Source organism: Yersinia sp. 2553 StPb PI (genome assembly GCF_052217105.1).
Taxonomy (GTDB): domain Bacteria; phylum Pseudomonadota; class Gammaproteobacteria; order Enterobacterales; family Enterobacteriaceae; genus Yersinia; species Yersinia enterocolitica_E.
On record NZ_JAZGPX010000002.1, the window covers coordinates 4,662,633 to 4,679,365 of the forward strand.

The window sequence follows — 16,733 nt, forward strand, 5'->3', positions numbered from 1 at the left end:
AATGAATAACGAGCAGGTTATTAAGTGGGTTGAATTAATTGAGTCATCCTGTAGCGATTTAAAAATAAAACACATCGATATGATTATCGATCAGGCGGGAAGTGACTTTTCGTTGCTCCCGACACTCACAAACTTTGAAACTGCCATTCAATGGGACTCTCTGTTTAAAGACCTTCCTGAAGAAATACTTTTGGAGGATGCGCCGTTGTTGATCCGTATCGATCTCGACAATACGCTACAGCGGCAATGGATGATTGAATTGGCCATGCAGTTAGCCGGGACAGGGCAATTATTAATGCTCTGTTCGGTCTGGCCCTTCGCCAGTCTCGCTGATTACTTAACTCGCTGTACTAACGTGGTCTGTGGCAGCCAGGAGGGGATTTTTCGGTTCTATGACTCCCGGATTTTTCCTTTGCTATTTTCGCATATTCTCGATGCCAACCAGCAAGCTCATCTTCTGCGCCCGGCTATTTTTTGGAGCTGGCTGGACAGAGATAGCCAACCCCGTCAAATCGCAGGGAATGGCGCATTGCTCAAACGTGAGGAGGAGATATCTATGCTGATCCTCGACGACAGGCAACTGGAAAATTTAATGTGTGTCTGTGACGTGAACCTATTACTCAGACACCTCACTGTTCCAGATACCTTAACAATGGGGCAGGAAACATTGTTCTCTGTTTGTTACGAGGGAATGATGGCGGCCACGGAGGCAGGGTTATTGATGGATGACGAAAGGGAGGATTTCGTCAAGCAACGCCTCTTGGGAACAGTGACATGAAACTCAACAAATTCAGCCTGCTGGCGGGGCTTTTTCTGCTCTCAGCATGTACCCAGCCCGGAGCTGAAGCACAGGGCGGCGGGGGCGGTACCATCGAAGCCATCAACCACACCCATTGGGCTATCAATAACTTCAGTGTCGACGGTCAGTCGGGCATCGATATTATCGGCCCTTATCAGGGAGGCGGTGGCGGGTGTTGCTATGGTGTACCGGGGCAGTGGCGACCGGGAATGACGGTCAGAGTTGACTGGGAGACCGGGATGGGTGGCTCAAAAGGTGCTCCAGGTTTTGACGAATGGGATAAGTATTTAGAATGGGAAAAAAAAATGAAAGCCCATAATCGTCAGCATAGCAAAATCGTACCCGTACCTGATTACACCGGGCAAAAAACCTGCGGTATCACGGTACACTTTATGCCTTGTGACGAGGTAAAAGTCACCACTTCCTGTGCCACCTACAACAGCCCTAACTACCCAATTAAAGAGCCGCTGAAGATGCCGGAGCCAAAAGACTGTCCGAAATAAGTATCTCGGTTGACTTCTGAACGCTTAACTCATTGATAAAAAGGTGCTTATGATTTCCTGATTTCTTGGCGAGCGGTAAATCCTAAGCCACGTGTTATTCATCAGTCTTACCTCAACGGAAGGAACAGTGACATGAAACTCAACCAATTCAGCCTGCTGGCGGGGCTTTTTCTGCTCTCAGCATGTACCCAGCCCGGAGCTGAAGCACAGGGCGGCGGGGGCGGTACCATCGAAGCCATCAACCACACTCATTGGGCTATCAATAACTTCAGCGTCGATGGCCAGTCGGGCATCGACATTATCGGCCCTTATCAGGGCGGCGGCGGCGGTTGCTGCTATGGCGTCTCGGGGGTATGGCGCCCGGGGATGACCGTCAGAGTTGATTGGGAGAGTGGTGTCGGTGAAATGGACGGATTTCCAGGGTTTGCTGACAGAGTTAAATATAAAGCCTGGAAAAAAGAAATAAACGCTCAAAAGCGGCAGCATAGCAAAGTGGTACCCGTACCTGATTACACCGGGCAAAAAACCTGCGGTATCACGGTACACTTTATGCCTTGTGACGAGGTAAAAGTCACCACCTCCTGTGCCACCTACAACAGTCCTAATTACCCGATTAAAGAACCGCTGAAGATGCCGGAGCCAAAAGTATGTCCGAAATAAGCATCCCAGAGGACTCTTCATCCTATTAACCTACTGATAAAAAAGTGCTTATGATTTCCTGATTTCTTGGCGAGCGGTAAATCCTAAGCCACGTGTTGTTCATCAGTCTTACCTCAACGGAAGGAACAGTGACATGAAACTCGACAAATTCAGCCTGCTAGCAGGGCTTTTTCTGCTCTCAGCATGTACCCAGTCCGGCGCAGAAGCACAGGGCGGCGGGGGTGTCATCAAAGCCATCAACCACACCCACTGGGCCATCAACAACTTCAGCGTCGATGGCCAGTCGGGCATCGACATTATCGGCCCTTATCAGGGCGGCGGCGGCGGTTGCTGCTATGGCGTCTCGGGGGTATGGCGCCCGGGGATGACCGTCAGAGTTGATTGGGAGAGTGGTGTCGGTGAAATGGACGGATTTCCAGGGTTTGCTGACAGAGTTAAATATAAAGCCTGGAAAAAAAAATGAGTGCCAATAACCGGCAGCATAGCAAAGTGGTACCTGTGCCGGACTATACCGGGCAAGAAACCTGCGGTATCACAGTACATTTTATCCCTTGTGATGAGGTAAAAGTTACCACCTCCTGTTACATCTACAACAGCCCTAATCACCCAATTAAAGAACCGCTGAAGATGCCGGAGCCAAAAGTATGTCCGAAATAAGTATCCCAGAGGACTCTTCATCCTATTAACCTACTGATAAAACGGTGCTTATGATTTCCTGATTTCTTGGTGAGCGGTAAATCCTAAGCCACGTGTTGTTCATCAGTCTTACCTCAACGGAAGGAACAGTGACATGAAACTCGACAAATTCAGCCTGCTGGCAGGGCTTTTTCTGCTCTCAGCATGTACCCAGCCCGGCGCTGAAGCACAGGGCGGCGGGGGCGGTACCATCGAAGCCATCAACCACACCCATTGGGCCATCAACAACTTCAGTGTTGATGGTCAGTCCGGCATTGATGCCATCGGCCCTTATCAGGGAGGGGGCGGCGGTTGCTGCTATGGTGTACCGGGGCCATGGCGACCGGGAATGACAGTCAGAATTGACTGGGAAAGTGGTGAAAGCAGTATGAAGGGATTTCCAGGGTTCGGTGATGATGCTAAGTATTTGGCATGGGAAAAAAAATGAGTGCCAATAACCGGCAGCATAGCAAAGTGGTACCTGTGCCCGACTATACCGGGCAAGAAACCTGCGGTATCACAGTACATTTTATGCCTTGTGACGAGGTAAAAGTTACCACTTCCTGTGCCACCTACAACAGTCCTAATTACCCGATTAAAGAACCGCTGAAGATGCCGGAGCCTAAAGTATGTCCGAAATAAGTCTCTCGGTTAACGACTTATCCCTTAACTAATTGATAAAACAGCGTTTATGATTTCCTGATTTCTTGGCGAGCGGTAAATCCTAAGCCACGTGTATTCATCAGTCTTACCTCAACGGAAGGAACAGTGACATGAAACTCAACAAATTCAGCCTGCTGGCGGGGCTTTTTCTGCTCTCAGCATGTACCCAGCCCGGCGCTGAAGCACAGGGCGGCGGGGGCGGCACCATCGAAGCCATCAATCACACTCATTGGGCTATTAATAACTTCAGCGTCGATGGCCAGTCGGGCATCGACATTATCGGCCCTTATCAGGGCGGTGGCGGCGGTTGCTGTTATGGCGTCTCTGGGCCATGGCGACCGGGAATGACGGTCAGAGTTGATTGGGAAACAGGGGTGGGTGATATGGACGGGTTTCCAGGTTATGACAAGTGGGATAAGTATCTGGAATGGGAAAAAAAAATGACGTCTCAAAACCGTCAGCATAGCAAGGTTGTGCCTGTACCCGATTATACTGGGCAAAAAACCTGCGGTATCACGGTGCACTTTATGCCTTGTGATGAGGTAAAAGTCACCACCTCCTGTGCCACCTACAACAGCCCTAATTACCCGATTAAAGAACCGTTGAAGATGCCGGAGCCTAAAGTATGTCCGAAATAAGCACAGAAAAGGATATTGCCTGGTATCCGGCGCAATTTCCGGCTCAAGGGCGGTTACCGACCCAGGCGGCACTGGTGGGGAAAAACTGCCATCAGCAGGACAGTCAGGAGCGTGCCTATCGGCAGGAGCTGTGCCTGGCCGCAGACCGGCGGGTCGAACCGCCATGCTGTAACACCTTGCATATCAGCCTGTTCTTCGACGGTACCGGCAATAACCTTAACAACGACCAGTATTTGTCCGACCCTAAACACCCGACCAATATTGCCCGGCTGTTCCGTGCCACCATCGGCACCGGCTATGCCGGGGGTGCAGAAAAAGAACCGCTGGATAGCAGCGACAGCATCAGCAAAAAATATTTCAAATACTATATTCCCGGCGTTGGTACCCCATTCCCCGAGATTAATGACCTTGAATACAGTATGACCGGGCTGGCGGGGGCACGCTACGGAGAAGACCGGATCAACTGGGGGTTGTTGCGGCTGATTGATGCCCTGATGCGGACCATGGGTATGGGCAAGCTGGATGACAGCGCTTGCCTGTTGGCGATAAAAGGAATGAATACCTCCTGGGCGTCCCTTGGGTTCGGTGGGTCACATAACCGCTACGAAGAGTTCAGTAAGCAGCTCAAACAGCTTGAATCGAAGCTGCGCACTGCGTTGGCACCGGCGGAGCCGGGCAAGCCGAAACTGCTGGGTATTAAACTCTATGTATACGGTTTTTCCCGTGGCGCCGCCGAGGCGCGCGCATTTGTCCGCTGGCTGAGTGAGTTGTTGCCAAAACCAGAAGCCGAAGGCCTGCAGCCGGAACAATGTCTGGCGATAAATGATTTAAAAATCCCACTGAGTGTCGAGTTCCTTGGTCTATTGGATACGGTAGCATCGGTGGGTATTGCCCATGTGGCACCGGTTGCCGAAGGGCATATGGCCTGGGCCGACGGTACTCAGGAACTGCCCGATGAGGCCACCTATGGCGGATTTATCAAACGTTGTGTGCATCTGATTTCGTCTAATGAACAGCGGTTATGCTTCCCGCTGGACTCTATCCGCCATACCGACGGCAAATACCCATCCAACAGCGTGGAAGTGGTTTATCCAGGTATGCATTCCGATTTAGGTGGTGGTTATCCTCCCGGCGATCAGGGCAAGGCAAATGAAAAACATGATGGGATTTTATTATCACAGATTGCGTTACATGAAATGTATGCTGCAGCTTTCGCTGTGGGAGCGCCATTAAAGGTTCCAAAAGAGGCTGTGCCTAAAAATTTATCTCAAGATGATTGGCGAGGAATGCCTTTTGATCTAGGTAAACAATTTGTCGTTGCCCCAGACCTCATCAATCGCTTCAACGCCTGGCGTGAGGTCACGCTAAATCTGCCACCAGCCACACAAGAGTTAACCGCTGAACAGGCTGCACAGTTTGAACCGGTGCGTGCCAGCGTCACGCTTGAAAAAGCGGTGAATAACCAGATGGGGTGGATCACTGCCTGGCGTATTAACCGTTATGCCGGTGATACGCTGAAAAAGACCCGTTTCTATCTAGATGCAACCGATAAAGATAAGTACCCGGCAGACCGTAAGGCTTCCCAAGCGAAACGGGATGCCGATCAAGCCAAGATAGAAAGAGAACGCAAAGACCAGTTGGCAAAACAGCGAGAGGGTGAACCGTCCAAACCCCTGCCACCGGGGGTGAAGGATTTTGACCCGGATATCGCCCAGACACAATTGGCTGAAGCCGCTCAGGAGTTTGGTCATGACTATCGTGGCGAATCACGCAGCCTGACCAGTACCTGGCAGTTGGTGCTGGATAAAATCCCACAAACGGCCATTTTCCTGATCAATACCGATGACGAGCGGGCAGAATTCAAACGGATGAAAGCCGATGGCGACGCGCATGTCAAGGTGCTGTTCCCGCCGCAGGGGGAAGCGAGCAATGCCGAGCAACCCAGTGGTTTACTTCGTGACTTATATGACGACCAAGTTCATGACTCCCGTGCGTGGTTCCTGCACGCCACCTTTGGTAGCCGCGAGCCCTGGGGCGGCTATTTCCGCGACCGAATGGTCTACTTCGGCGACAACTGCAATAAAGAACTGTCACTGCTGACCATTGCGGGCAATGTGGTGGGTGTGGCCACGTTGGTTGGCGGAGTCATCTTTAGCTTTAAACAGAAAAAACTGGCGGGAAAATTGTCAGGACTGGCAGGTACCGCGAGTGTGATGGCTCTGGAAGCCAAAGCGCTGGATTTAATTACCGGAGAGCCACTTCCCATGCTGCCGGAAGCCGATCTGTTGACGGCATTCACGCAGGTACCTGGTGCCGTGGCCAGTCTGCAGAAAGAGCTCCTCGGTGAACAACAGCTCGAACAGGCAAAAACAATGATTGCCTCGCGCTGGGCACAGGCGGAGTCATTACTGACGTCGTAGTCAGGAGTTAAACCATGAAAAATATCATACGACAGGGCGATAGCCTGCGGGAATACGGTGGCAAAGTGTTGGGGGGGCATTACCAGTGCTTTGGTAAAGGTATCGCCTGCAAAGGAGATGCAGCCCTGTGTCACCGCCATGGTATGACCCGCATTGTGGAAGGCAGTGCCATCTCAGAGGTTGACGGGCAGCCTGTCGCGTTACACGGGCACCGCTGCGCCTGTGGCTGCACGCTGGTGAGTTCTTTCCCCGATGTTGGGATAGAGCAATGAGACCCCAGCCAACCTTTCCCGCTTACCGTCATGCCCGACCACCGACAGGTAAACGCTGGCTGGCTACCGGGGCAACCGTGTTATTGCTGACCGGCGGTATCGCTGCACTGCTACGTCACCCGGAAGCAGGGTACGGCCAGGTGGTCATGGTGATTGGCTTTATTACCGTGCTAAGTGCGTTGGTCTGGGGGCTACGCGTCCTGTTTTATCGCATGGCGACGCATAACGCGCAGTTATATCACCATGAAGTGAAACAGGTTCAGCAGCAATGGTGGGCGCGGCACTGCCAGCATATCGCGTTGACCGAGGCGGTCTTAATCGGGCCGGCCGGAACAACGTTAACCCAGTGGCAACGGCTGATTAACCGCGATCACCGTCAACCGGACGTCCGTATTGAGTCCGGTGGCAAGGCACTGCGCTTACTGCACTCGTTTGCCGTCGATATCACGGAAAGAGAAAAGCATCTGGCGAAAACCCTGGTATTACAATGGCGCGAGCAGCATCAGGGGCCACTGGCAATAACGCCGCTGCGTTGTTACTGGTCAGGTTCAGTGGCGTCCTGGTTAGTTTTTTCCACACAAATGGCCTTGTCCTTTCCCGACGTCGTGTTACCCGCGCACCCTGTCGTGTGGCGAGGTGAGGAAAGCATGACAGAAATCATTGATGAGCTTACGCATTCGGCACCTGAGTCTTTCTTTCTCTGTGCGGGATGCTGCTCACTCCCGGCTTCACATGAAAGCCGATTACCGGCTGGGGAAGCCGCTGTTTTGTGGCTACTGGGCCAGACAGGTAAAGTGCAATTCTCGCGTGGAGAGGTTTATAACCCTTCCCCTGATGAGAGTATCGTCGCTGTTGCCCAGCGAGCATTAGATCAAAGTGAATTAACTCAGCCCCCCGATACCAGCTTTTTATTTTCACAACCCCCTATTCCTGACCTGAACGAAACGGGGTGGAATGTGACTCAGCATGTTCAGGATCTCAACTGGGGTGAGCTTGCTGAGATTGAATCGATGGTGGCTCAAACGCTTGCCGCCTTCTTCGCGGAACACCATGCAATGCCTTGTGGCTGGCTGGCTCGCGATCCTAATCACACACTCGCGCTTGGAATTGTTAAACCCTATGGATCAGGAAAATAAGCCTACTGAAATATCAGTGGCCCTTACCGTTGTTATCTTTATCACTACGCTGACGCTGGTCATCTTTCTGGGAGGGCTGGCATGGTGGTTCTGGGGGGAGCAAAAATCTACCGACTGGAATGTAGTGCGCAATCTGGTGATGATATGTCTCTTTATCTGGATTATCTCGCTGAGCGTACTGACATTAGGTTTTATTGCCGCCCGTCAGCTCATCAAAGATAAAGTTCAGGGCCCCAAACGTACCCTTAAAGCCACTCGACAGAAAACACCCTACTCTGAATCCATTAAGCTAAAAACCCGTCTGCGCCGCCGTTACGGTCTGTTCTGGCGCTACAAAGTCCGGCTGCTGATGGTGGTGGGTGAACCTGACGAAATCGCCGCATTGGCACCGCAACTGGCGGAACAGGGCTGGTTGGAAGGGCAGCGTACGGTGCTGATCCACGGTGGTAGCGTGCAAAATTCGGCTGATGAAGCGGGGCTGAGTGAGTGGCGTAAACTGCGCCGTGGCCGCCCGTTTGATGGCATTGTTTGGGCGATAACCGCCGCGCAGAGTGGCACTCCACAGTGGATGGACAACGGCCTGCGAACCCTGGAAAAAATGGGTGCAACCTTGCGTTATCAACCACCGGTATATCTGTGGCAGGTCTGCGACAGCGAGTGGGCTCAGGATACGCGGGTGGAGCAGCCAGTCGGGGTGGTGTTCCCAGCGAAAGCCACGCCAGAGGCGGTTGAGCTTCAACTGCGCTCTCTGTTGCCTCAGTTACGTGAGCAGGGGATGCAGCAGCTCTCTGTCGAACCACACCACGATTTTTTGTTGCGCCTGGCGCAGTCGCTGGAGCAGGGTGACGCCACCCGCTGGCGGCAGCGCCTGACACCGTGGTTTACCGAGTATGCGACGCGTATTCCCCTGCGTGGGTTGATGTTCAGTTTGCCGGCGGTATCAACATCGGCGGCGCGTGTGCACGAGAAAAACTGGACTGCATCTGACCGCTGGCAGGGGGTACTGGATGACTGTCGTTCTGCCCGTGGACGCCGTGTCGGGCTGCCGTGGGAGCAGACATTGTGCTACAGCTTGCTGGCACTGATAGTGCTGTGGGGCGTGGGCAGTGTGGTGTCATTTGCGGTCAACCGTCACCAAATGGTCTCTGCCGCGCAGCAGGCACAGCAACTGGCGCAGTCGCAAGCGGTCTCTGACCAGCAACTCATGGCCCTACAAGCCCTGCGCAATGATATCGGGCGCTTACAATCTCGCGTGGCGCAGGGGGCACCTTGGTATCAGCGCTTTGGCCTGGATCATAATGCGCCGCTGCTTGAGGTCCTGATGCCGTGGTATGGCCAGGCCAACAACCGCATTCTTAGGGATGCCACCGCGCAAAGCCTGCATCAGAAACTCAGTGAACTGGCGGAACTGCCGGCTAACAGCCCGCAACGTGCGGCACTGGCAAAAACAGGCTATGACCAGTTAAAGGCCTATTTGATGATGTCACGCCCGGAAAAAGCCGATGCTGCATTTTATGCACAGGTGATGCAGACCACCGAGCCTGCGCGTGCCGGTGTGTCTCCTGGTCTGTGGCAGAGTCTGGCCCCAGACTTATGGCAATTTTATGCGCAAAATCTGCCTGCTCAGCCGGACTGGAAAATTAAACCGGATACCGGGTTGGTAAGCCAGGTACGGCAGGTCTTGCTGGGGCAGATTGGTCAGCGCAATGCAGAAAGTACGCTGTATGAAAACATGCTGCTATCGGTGCGTCGCAACTATGCCGACATGACGCTGACGGACATGACCGGCGACACTGATGCTCAGCGTCTGTTCCAGACCTCGGAATCTGTGCCCGGTATGTTTACCCGCAAGGCCTGGGATGAGCAAATTCAGCAGGCAATAGATAAAACGGTGGCCTCCCGTCGCGAAGAAATTGACTGGGTATTGAGTGATAACCGCCGTGCGGTATCAGAAGACATTTCACCGGAAGCGTTGAAAAAGCGGCTGACGGAACGTTATTTCACCGATTTTGCTGGGAGTTGGCTGAGTTTTCTCAACAGTTTGCACTGGAATGAGGCGCATAACTTGTCGGATGTGATTGACCAACTGACGCTGATGAGTGATGTACGCCAGTCGCCGCTGATTGCGCTGATGAACACGCTGGCGTGGCAAGGACAGACTGGGCAGCAGAATCAGGCGTTATCGGATTCTCTGGTGAAGTCCGCCAAGGCGCTGATGCATAAAGATCAGACCCCGGCCATTGACCAGAGTGCCGATGGGCCAGTAGGCCCGCTGGACGAGACTTTTGGCCCGCTGTTGGCATTGATGGGCAAAGGTGATGCACAAAACAGGATGTCGTCCGACAGCTCGCTGAGCCTGCAAACGTTACTCACCCGCGTGACTAGGGTACGGCTTAAGCTCCAGCAAGTGGTTAATGCCTCGAACCCACAAGAGATGACTCAGGTACTGGCCCAGACCGTTTTCCAAGGGAAAAGTGTCGACCTGACGGACACGCAGGAGTACGGCAGCCTGATTGCCGCCAGTCTGGGAGAGGAATGGAGCAGTTTTGGGCAGACGATGTTTGTTCAGCCGCTGACTCAGGCGTGGGAGACCGTGTTGCAACCTTCGTCGGCCAGCCTTAACGACCAGTGGAAAAACGCGGTGGTGGCCAATTGGAAATCAGCCTTTGACGGGCGTTACCCGTTTGCCGCCAGTAAAAGCGATGCTTCACTGCCGATGCTGGCCGAATTTATTCGTAAGGATAGCGGGCGTATCGACAGCTTCCTGACCCGTGAGCTGGGTGGCGTGCTGCATAAAGAAGGGACACGCTGGGTTCCGAGTAAAGTGAACAGCCAGGGGCTAACGTTTAACCCGGACTTTCTGGCGGCCATTAATCAACTGAGTCAAGTCTCCGATATTCTGTTCACTGACGGCAGTCAGGGGCTGCGCTTTGAGCTACTGGCACGTCCAGTTCCGAATGTGGTGGAAACCAATTTAGCGATTGATGGACAGAAATTGCATTATTTCAACCAGATGGAAAGTTGGCAGAGTTTCCGCTGGCCGGGTGATACCTACAAACCCGGCACGCTATTGACCTGGACTGGCGTGAATTCCGGGGCCCGTTTATACGGTGATTATCAGGGGACATGGGGATTGATCCGCTGGCTGGAACAGGCAAAACAGAAAAAGCTGGATGAAGGGCGTTATCAACTGACCTTCACCACCATGGATAACCAATCACTGCAATGGATATTACGCACCGAGCTGGGCAAAGGCCCATTAGGTCTGCTGCAACTGCGTAACTTCACCCTGCCTGCGCAAATTTTTCTGATACAGAACGCCCCTCCAGCGGCATCTGATCGGACCGATGATGAGGATATGGCAGAGGATTAATCTCTTTTGTCACCCCCTGATATTGACCAACAGGAGCCATGATGGCGACGTTAAATACCCTGATCACTGCCTGTGCCGCGGCCCCTGATTCACTGTTATTAAAGGCAGAACAACAGGTTACACTTTGGGAGCGCTGGTTGCAGCCGGTGACGACTGACCAGCACAGTGGAGAAGACCTCAGTTACAATGACGACTTCCAGCAGATGCGTGAAGAGGTCAATAAACTCTCAGGTGCTGATACCACGTTAGCCAGCGAGCTGGCAGAAAAACTGTTAACCCTGCATGGCAAAGATGTGCGGGTGGCAACCTATTACATTTGGGCGCGTTTACACCGTGATGGCGAGGCTGGGCTGGCGGATGGACTGGCACTGCTGGCCGGGCTTATCAGCCGTTTTGGTGAAACCCTGCATCCGTTGCGCGCAGCCAGTCGGAAAACTGCGCTGGAATGGCTATCGAGTTCTCGCGTGCTGGACAGTTTGTCGCTCTATCCTGAAGTGGATAATGCGGATTTTGCACGCATCGTTGGCGCACTGGCGTTAATCGAACAGAGCCTTAGCTGCTGGGATGACGCATCCCGTCCGCAGTTTGGTGGATTGTATCTTGCCTTGGAACATCGTCTGGCGCAGTCCGGTGGACCGAATGCGGTGGTGCCACAAAACAGCAGCGGGTCATCATCGGCAGGGAGTCAGGGCCAGACTGCTATGGTTTCACCGGAGTTGCGGCCAGTCCAGTCGGGGCGTGACCTGCTCGACCAGGCTAAAACGTTAGCAAAATACCTGCGTAACCAGCCGCAGGGATGGCTCTCTGGGCATCATCTTATCAAGAGCGTGCGCTGGGATACGGTACACCAGTCACCGCCGTTGGATGTGAGTGGACGAACCAGACTGGTACCGCCGCGCCCGGAATATCGCGCGCTGCTCAAGCGTCTTTATCTGCAACAAAACTGGCTGGAGTTGTTGGAACAGGCGGAATCGATATTTGCCGAAGGGGTCAACCATTTCTGGCTCGATGTGCAGTGGTATCTGCATCAGGCACTCAGTAAAGCGGGAGCCCCATTCGATGGCTGGGCAGCTTGTATCACCCAGGATTTACGTCTGTTACTGACCCGGCTACCAGGGCTGGAAGGGCTATGCTGGAGTGACGGCACGCCGTTTGCTGATGAGGTGACGCTGGGGTGGATAAACCAGCAGGTGCTGGAGTCGGTGTCGGGCTGGGGCAGCGAGCCTGCTGCCGTGGTGTCATCCGGTGAAGATGGCATTCTGTTGCTGGAGCCAGAAGCTCTGGCTCAGGCGGACAGTGAAGGGATTGAAGCCGCACTTAACTGGTTGCAATCCCGTCCGGGTATTACCACTGCCCGCCATCAGTGGCTGCTGCGTTTGGTGATGGCCCGCGTGGCGGAGCAGTACGGCAAGAACGATATGGCACTGCATCTGTTGATTGACCTTGATAGCAGCGGCGCATTGCTAACCTTGCCGCAGTGGGAGCCGGGGCTGGCGTTTGAAGTCAAAGCCCGAAGTCTGAAGCTGCTGCGGATGAAAGCACAACGCAGCGACAGTGACAAAACCCGCCTGCATGTCGAAATGGAAAGCCTGCTCAGTGGGCTTATTGCCCTTGACCCGGCCCGTGCGGCCGTATTATGCGGATAACCGAAAAGAAAAATATTGCATAAAAAACGTGTTTTTCCTTGCTCCACGCCATTTCTGAAACACTGTTTTCCTGTATTTCACCCTTTCCATTAGCACAATGAAAAATATCATTATGGATGACTTAACCCTGCGTTATTTTGACGCCGAAATGCGCTACCTACGCGAAGCGGGCGAAGAGTTTGCTCGTGCGCACCCTGATCGGGCTGCCGGATTAAATCTGGATAAAGTCGGGGCGCATGACCCCTATGTGGAACGTCTGTTTGAAGGCTTTGCCTTCCTGATGGGCCGACTGCGGGAAAAACTGGATGACGACCTGCCGGAGCTGACTGAAGGGTTGGTCAGCCTGCTGTGGCCGCACTACCTGCGTACCATTCCGTCGCTTTCTATTGTGGAGTTCACCCCACAATGGCAGGGGATGAAAGAGCGTATGGGGGTGAGCAAAGGTTTTGAAGTGCTTTCCCGCCCCATTGGGGAGCGTGAAACCCGCTGTCGCTACACCACCACGCAGGATATGGACTTACTCCCGCTGACACTACGCCGTGCCGAATTGGACAGCGAACCAGATGGCCGATCGGTTATCCGGCTGCGCTTTGATTGCAGCGCACTGGCCGACTGGAGCCGTATCAACCTGAGCCGCCTGCCGCTCTATTTTGATGCCGATGCGCCACTGGCTTGCGCCCTGCATGAGGCGCTGACCCTGAATACCGCCAAACTCTGGATCCGTCTGCCGGGGCAGGCTGATCGCCAGCCGCTGGACGGCTATTTTGCCCCGCTGGGGTTCGGTGAGAAGGATACCTTGTGGCCGAAGGCAGACAGCGCGTTCAGTGGTTATCAGCTCCTGCTGGAGTATTTCACCTTCCGCGAAAAGTTTATGTTTGTTGCGTTGAAGGGGTTGGAGGGGGTCGAACTACCAGCGGAACTGCCCTGGTTTGAGATTGATGTGGTGCTGGAAAAACGCTGGGAACATGATTTTTCATTCTCCGAAAAGAATCTGCGCCTGCATTGTGTGCCGGTGATTAACCTGTTCCCGCTGGAATCTGACCCACTGTCGCTCTCTTCATTACAGACTGAATATCAGCTGCGCCCGATGCGCATTCAGGACGGCTATACCGAAATTTATTCGGTAGATTCAGTGATTTCTTCCCGCCATAGTGGGCATCAGGTCTATGTCCCTTTCACCAGTTTCCGCCACAAGGGCGGAATGTTGCGCCATGATGCGCCTGAGTATTACTACCATACGCGGGTCAAACGCGGGCCTTCGGGATTACACGATACCTGGTTGGTGCTGGGGGGGGAGGCGTTTGATAACCACAGCGTACCGGATAATGAAAACTTGTCACTGAGCCTGACCGGCACCAATGGGCAGTTACCGCGTAAAGCGCTACAAAGCACGGTACTGGATACTGTGGTGAAGTCTACCGGTGCCCAGGTTCGGGTGCGTAATCTGTCGGCGCCTTCGTTGCCGTGCTATCCGCCCAACCGTGACCGTTTTCATTGGCGGGTACTGAGCCATCTGGGTAGCAGTTTTTTGTGGATGATGGATAACGCTGAAGTGCTGCGCGGAACGCTGGCGCTGTATGACTGGACGGACAACGAAATGAACCGACGTCGACTGGAGGCTATCGCCGAGGTTAAACATAGCGAGATTGAACGCTTTGAGCGGGGCTATCTGTTGCGCGGGGTGCACATTGAAATCACTCTCGACAGCAACGGCTTTACCGGTACCGGGGATATTTGTCTGTTCGGGGAAATGCTCAGTCGCTTCTTTTCCCTGTATACCGATATTCATCTGTTTAATCGTCTGACTCTGATACTGCAACCGACAGGAGAACGTTTGGAATGGGAAGAGAATCACACGACCCGCATTCCCGGCTGATCACTCGGCTTAAGCGGGATATCGGACAGATCAATTTTTACCGCTTCTGTCAGTTGCTGGAGCAACAACCGGGAACCTTGCCGCTGGGGAGTACCAATAGCCCAGCGGATGATCCGGTGCGCTTTCGTCCGCATCCGGGCATGGGGTTCCCGGTCAGTGAGCTGAAGGCGCTGGAAACTGATCCGGCGCAGCCTGATGCCCCGCTGACGGCGCGCACCACCTTTATGGGGTTGTACGGTGTGGATTCGCCACTGCCGACAGCCTATATCGACGATATCACCCAGCAGCGCGAAGGGCATCAGGCGCTGGAAGGGTTCCTCGATATTTTCAACCATCGTTTTATGACGCAGTTTTATCGCATTTGGCGCAAATATTCCTATCCGGCCACTTTTGAGTCGGGCGGCAAAGATAGCACCTCCCAAAGCCTGTTGGGGCTGATTGGCATGGGTATTCCAGGTTCGCAGCAGCATTTTGCCACCCCGACATCACGCTTTCTGGCCCTGCTGGGGGTGATGCGTCAACCGGGGCGAACTGCCGAAGGGGTACAGGCACTGGTCCGACTGCTGGCCCCCTTTACGCAGGCTGATGTGACGCCCCATTGCCTGCGTACGGTTCGTCTGACCTCACAGATGACATTTGCCGACGAAGGGGGCAACTGGCTGGACGGTTACACCGTACTGGGCGATGAGGCCATCGATGCCAACAGTCAGTTACTGATTTCTCTGCAGACGGCAGACCGCGACGAGGCCGGTGACTGGTTACCGGATGGCCCGCTGTATACCGATTTTCTGGTGCTGTTGCGGGTGTATCTGGGCTGGCGCTATCGAGCCTGTATTCAACTGACTGTCGCAACACGGTTGCTGCCGGCGTTGGTGTTGGATGAGACGCCGGTAAGATTGGGACTGACCGGGGTGCTGGGGATGGATGACGATACGCTGTCAGACGATATACCTGAATACTATACCGTGGAGCTGGGACACTACAGTGGACTGACTCCACAGAAATACCAAGAAGGAAACCGACGTGTTAGCTATTACTTCGAAAAATAAAATCTGTACTTCGAAAAATAAAACTTGGGCCGCCTGGAAAAATAAAATCTGCATCTCAGCATTGGTTTTATTGCTCAGTGGCTGTGGGCTGACGCAAGCAGTGACTGATGGCACCGTATCGGCCACAAAATCACTGTTTTATAAGCAGATAAAGGTACTGCATTTGGATTTTACCGCCCGTGAGGCTCTGAATACCGATGAGCACGAAGCGAACTCGTCATCGGAGCCGGTGATGGTGCGGGTTTATCAGTTACGTGATGATAAAACCTTCTTAAAAACGGTGTATCAACAACTGGCGAGCGACGGGGAGGCGGCACTTAAAGATGACCTGCTGGCCAGCCGCAGCGTGATAGTGAAACCGGGCGGTGCGGTAACATTGGATATGCCGATGGAAAAAGATACCCGGTTTGTGGCGGTGGTAGCGCTGTTCCGCCATCCAGATATGGCCAAAGATCACTGGCGTCTGATTCTGACGCTGGACGACCTGCATCCCGATAAGCCTCGGACCCTTGAATTGGGTAATAACAGCCTGACATTGCGGGCGGAGACAAAGTAATGCCGGACGCCTCCTCGCCGTCACTGTATGAGCAATTGCTGGGCAATTTCACTGGCGGGCTTGAACTACATCAGGTCAGTGAAGCTAACCAGGTCATTCTCTCGGTGCTCGACAATATGCAGCGCATTCTCAACTGCCGCGCCGGTACACTCAGTCATCTGCCCGATTATGGTCTGCCGGATATGAGCGAGATCCTACAGGGATTGCCGGGCAGTGCGCACGCGCTGCTGACTACGCTCTCAGCCACGTTGCTAAAATATGAGCCACGGTTGAAAAGTATCAACGTGCTGCTACTGCCACAATCCGCTCCTGGCCATCTGGAGTATGCCATTGAGGCGGAACTGAAAGGGCTAGGACTGGTGCGTTACGGCACGGCATTTATGCCGGAAGGCCGGGTGCTGATACGTCATCTTAAACAACAACATTATCTCAATCCGGGTGAGTCATCTTAACGCCTATTCAGGGAA

The 16,733-nt window shown here is 53.6% G+C and carries 13 protein-coding genes and 2 pseudogenes; all 15 read left to right on the forward strand.

The genetic code is table 11. From position 1 onward, the window contains the following. The first annotated feature begins 1 nt into the window (after window position 1). The 15 genes and pseudogenes from V2A84_RS22540 to tssE all read left to right on the forward strand — a co-directional run bounded on the left by V2A84_RS22540 (window position 2) and on the right by tssE (window position 16,718). A complete protein-coding gene (locus V2A84_RS22540) occupies window positions 2–778 on the forward strand; it encodes a DUF4123 domain-containing protein (protein WP_083162577.1) in 777 nt (258 codons plus the stop codon). Next, complete coding sequence (locus V2A84_RS22545) at window positions 775–1,302, forward strand: DUF3304 domain-containing protein (RefSeq protein ID WP_083162579.1); 528 nt, start codon at window positions 775–777, stop codon at window positions 1,300–1,302. The genes V2A84_RS22540 and V2A84_RS22545 overlap by 4 nt, the downstream gene beginning before the upstream one ends. A gap of 132 nt (window positions 1,303–1,434) precedes the next feature. After that, window positions 1,435–1,962 (forward strand): DUF3304 domain-containing protein, encoded by a 528-nt coding sequence (locus V2A84_RS22550; protein ID WP_442849072.1) that lies wholly within the window; start codon window positions 1,435–1,437, stop codon window positions 1,960–1,962. A 133-nt stretch (window positions 1,963–2,095) separates the two neighbouring features. Beyond that, window positions 2,096–2,619: pseudogene (locus V2A84_RS22555) on the forward strand (DUF3304 domain-containing protein). A gap of 133 nt (window positions 2,620–2,752) precedes the next feature. Then, window positions 2,753–3,279, forward strand: a pseudogene (locus tag V2A84_RS22560) (DUF3304 domain-containing protein). A 131-nt stretch (window positions 3,280–3,410) separates the two neighbouring features. Next, window positions 3,411–3,938 (forward strand): DUF3304 domain-containing protein, encoded by a 528-nt coding sequence (locus tag V2A84_RS22565; RefSeq protein ID WP_083162581.1) that lies wholly within the window; start codon window positions 3,411–3,413, stop codon window positions 3,936–3,938. Continuing rightward, window positions 3,926–6,358 carry a T6SS phospholipase effector Tle1-like catalytic domain-containing protein gene (locus tag V2A84_RS22570; RefSeq protein WP_050078992.1) on the forward strand — a complete coding sequence of 811 codons (2,433 nt, stop codon included), beginning with the start codon at window positions 3,926–3,928 and terminating at the stop codon, window positions 6,356–6,358. The genes V2A84_RS22565 and V2A84_RS22570 overlap by 13 nt, the downstream gene beginning before the upstream one ends. Before the next feature lie 14 nt (window positions 6,359–6,372). Continuing rightward, window positions 6,373–6,630 carry a PAAR domain-containing protein gene (locus V2A84_RS22575; RefSeq protein WP_025377078.1) on the forward strand — a complete coding sequence of 86 codons (258 nt, stop codon included), beginning with the start codon at window positions 6,373–6,375 and terminating at the stop codon, window positions 6,628–6,630. After that, a complete protein-coding gene (locus V2A84_RS22580) occupies window positions 6,627–7,766 on the forward strand; it encodes a hypothetical protein (RefSeq protein WP_050078991.1) in 1,140 nt (379 codons plus the stop codon). Before V2A84_RS22575 ends, V2A84_RS22580 begins: the two co-directional genes overlap by 4 nt. Beyond that, window positions 7,750–11,139 carry an ImcF-related family protein gene (locus V2A84_RS22585; RefSeq protein ID WP_193784778.1) on the forward strand — a complete coding sequence of 1,130 codons (3,390 nt, stop codon included), beginning with the start codon at window positions 7,750–7,752 and terminating at the stop codon, window positions 11,137–11,139. Before V2A84_RS22580 ends, V2A84_RS22585 begins: the two co-directional genes overlap by 17 nt. 41 nt (window positions 11,140–11,180) lie before the next feature. Further along, a complete protein-coding gene (gene tssA, locus V2A84_RS22590) occupies window positions 11,181–12,785 on the forward strand; it encodes a type VI secretion system protein TssA (RefSeq protein ID WP_083162583.1) in 1,605 nt (534 codons plus the stop codon). Between the two features lie 112 nt (window positions 12,786–12,897). Continuing rightward, window positions 12,898–14,661 carry a type VI secretion system baseplate subunit TssF gene (gene tssF / locus V2A84_RS22595; RefSeq protein WP_083162585.1) on the forward strand — a complete coding sequence of 588 codons (1,764 nt, stop codon included), beginning with the start codon at window positions 12,898–12,900 and terminating at the stop codon, window positions 14,659–14,661. Next, window positions 14,625–15,710, forward strand: coding sequence for a type VI secretion system baseplate subunit TssG (gene tssG, locus V2A84_RS22600; protein ID WP_442849073.1), 1,086 nt, complete (start codon window positions 14,625–14,627; stop codon window positions 15,708–15,710). The genes tssF and tssG overlap by 37 nt, the downstream gene beginning before the upstream one ends. After that, the gene (gene tssJ, locus V2A84_RS22605) at window positions 15,685–16,266 is read left to right on the forward strand and encodes a type VI secretion system lipoprotein TssJ (RefSeq protein WP_083162589.1); all 582 of its coding nucleotides are present in this window, start codon (window positions 15,685–15,687) and stop codon (window positions 16,264–16,266) included. Before tssG ends, tssJ begins: the two co-directional genes overlap by 26 nt. Beyond that, window positions 16,266–16,718: a type VI secretion system baseplate subunit TssE gene (gene tssE / locus V2A84_RS22610; protein WP_083162591.1), complete on the forward strand. Its 453-nt coding sequence runs from the start codon at window positions 16,266–16,268 to the stop codon at window positions 16,716–16,718. The genes tssJ and tssE overlap by 1 nt, the downstream gene beginning before the upstream one ends. Window positions 16,719–16,733 lie beyond the last annotated feature (15 nt).

Excerpts from the sequence above, each read along its gene's own strand:
- tssA (WP_083162583.1), top strand. The coding sequence starts at position 11,181 with ATGGCGACGTTAAATACCCTGATCACTGCCTGTGCCGCGGCCCCTGAT.
- V2A84_RS22570 (WP_050078992.1), top strand. The coding sequence starts at position 3,926 with ATGTCCGAAATAAGCACAGAAAAGGATATTGCCTGGTATCCGGCGCAA.
- V2A84_RS22580 (WP_050078991.1), top strand. The coding sequence starts at position 6,627 with ATGAGACCCCAGCCAACCTTTCCCGCTTACCGTCATGCCCGACCACCG.
- V2A84_RS22540 (WP_083162577.1), top strand. The coding sequence starts at position 2 with ATGAATAACGAGCAGGTTATTAAGTGGGTTGAATTAATTGAGTCATCC.
- V2A84_RS22545 (WP_083162579.1), top strand. The coding sequence starts at position 775 with ATGAAACTCAACAAATTCAGCCTGCTGGCGGGGCTTTTTCTGCTCTCA.
- tssE (WP_083162591.1), top strand. The coding sequence starts at position 16,266 with ATGCCGGACGCCTCCTCGCCGTCACTGTATGAGCAATTGCTGGGCAAT.
- V2A84_RS22585 (WP_193784778.1), top strand. The coding sequence starts at position 7,750 with ATGGATCAGGAAAATAAGCCTACTGAAATATCAGTGGCCCTTACCGTT.
- V2A84_RS22575 (WP_025377078.1), top strand. The coding sequence starts at position 6,373 with ATGAAAAATATCATACGACAGGGCGATAGCCTGCGGGAATACGGTGGC.
- V2A84_RS22550 (WP_442849072.1), top strand. The coding sequence starts at position 1,435 with ATGAAACTCAACCAATTCAGCCTGCTGGCGGGGCTTTTTCTGCTCTCA.
- tssF (WP_083162585.1), top strand. The coding sequence starts at position 12,898 with ATGGATGACTTAACCCTGCGTTATTTTGACGCCGAAATGCGCTACCTA.
- V2A84_RS22565 (WP_083162581.1), top strand. The coding sequence starts at position 3,411 with ATGAAACTCAACAAATTCAGCCTGCTGGCGGGGCTTTTTCTGCTCTCA.
- tssG (WP_442849073.1), top strand. The coding sequence starts at position 14,625 with ATGGGAAGAGAATCACACGACCCGCATTCCCGGCTGATCACTCGGCTT.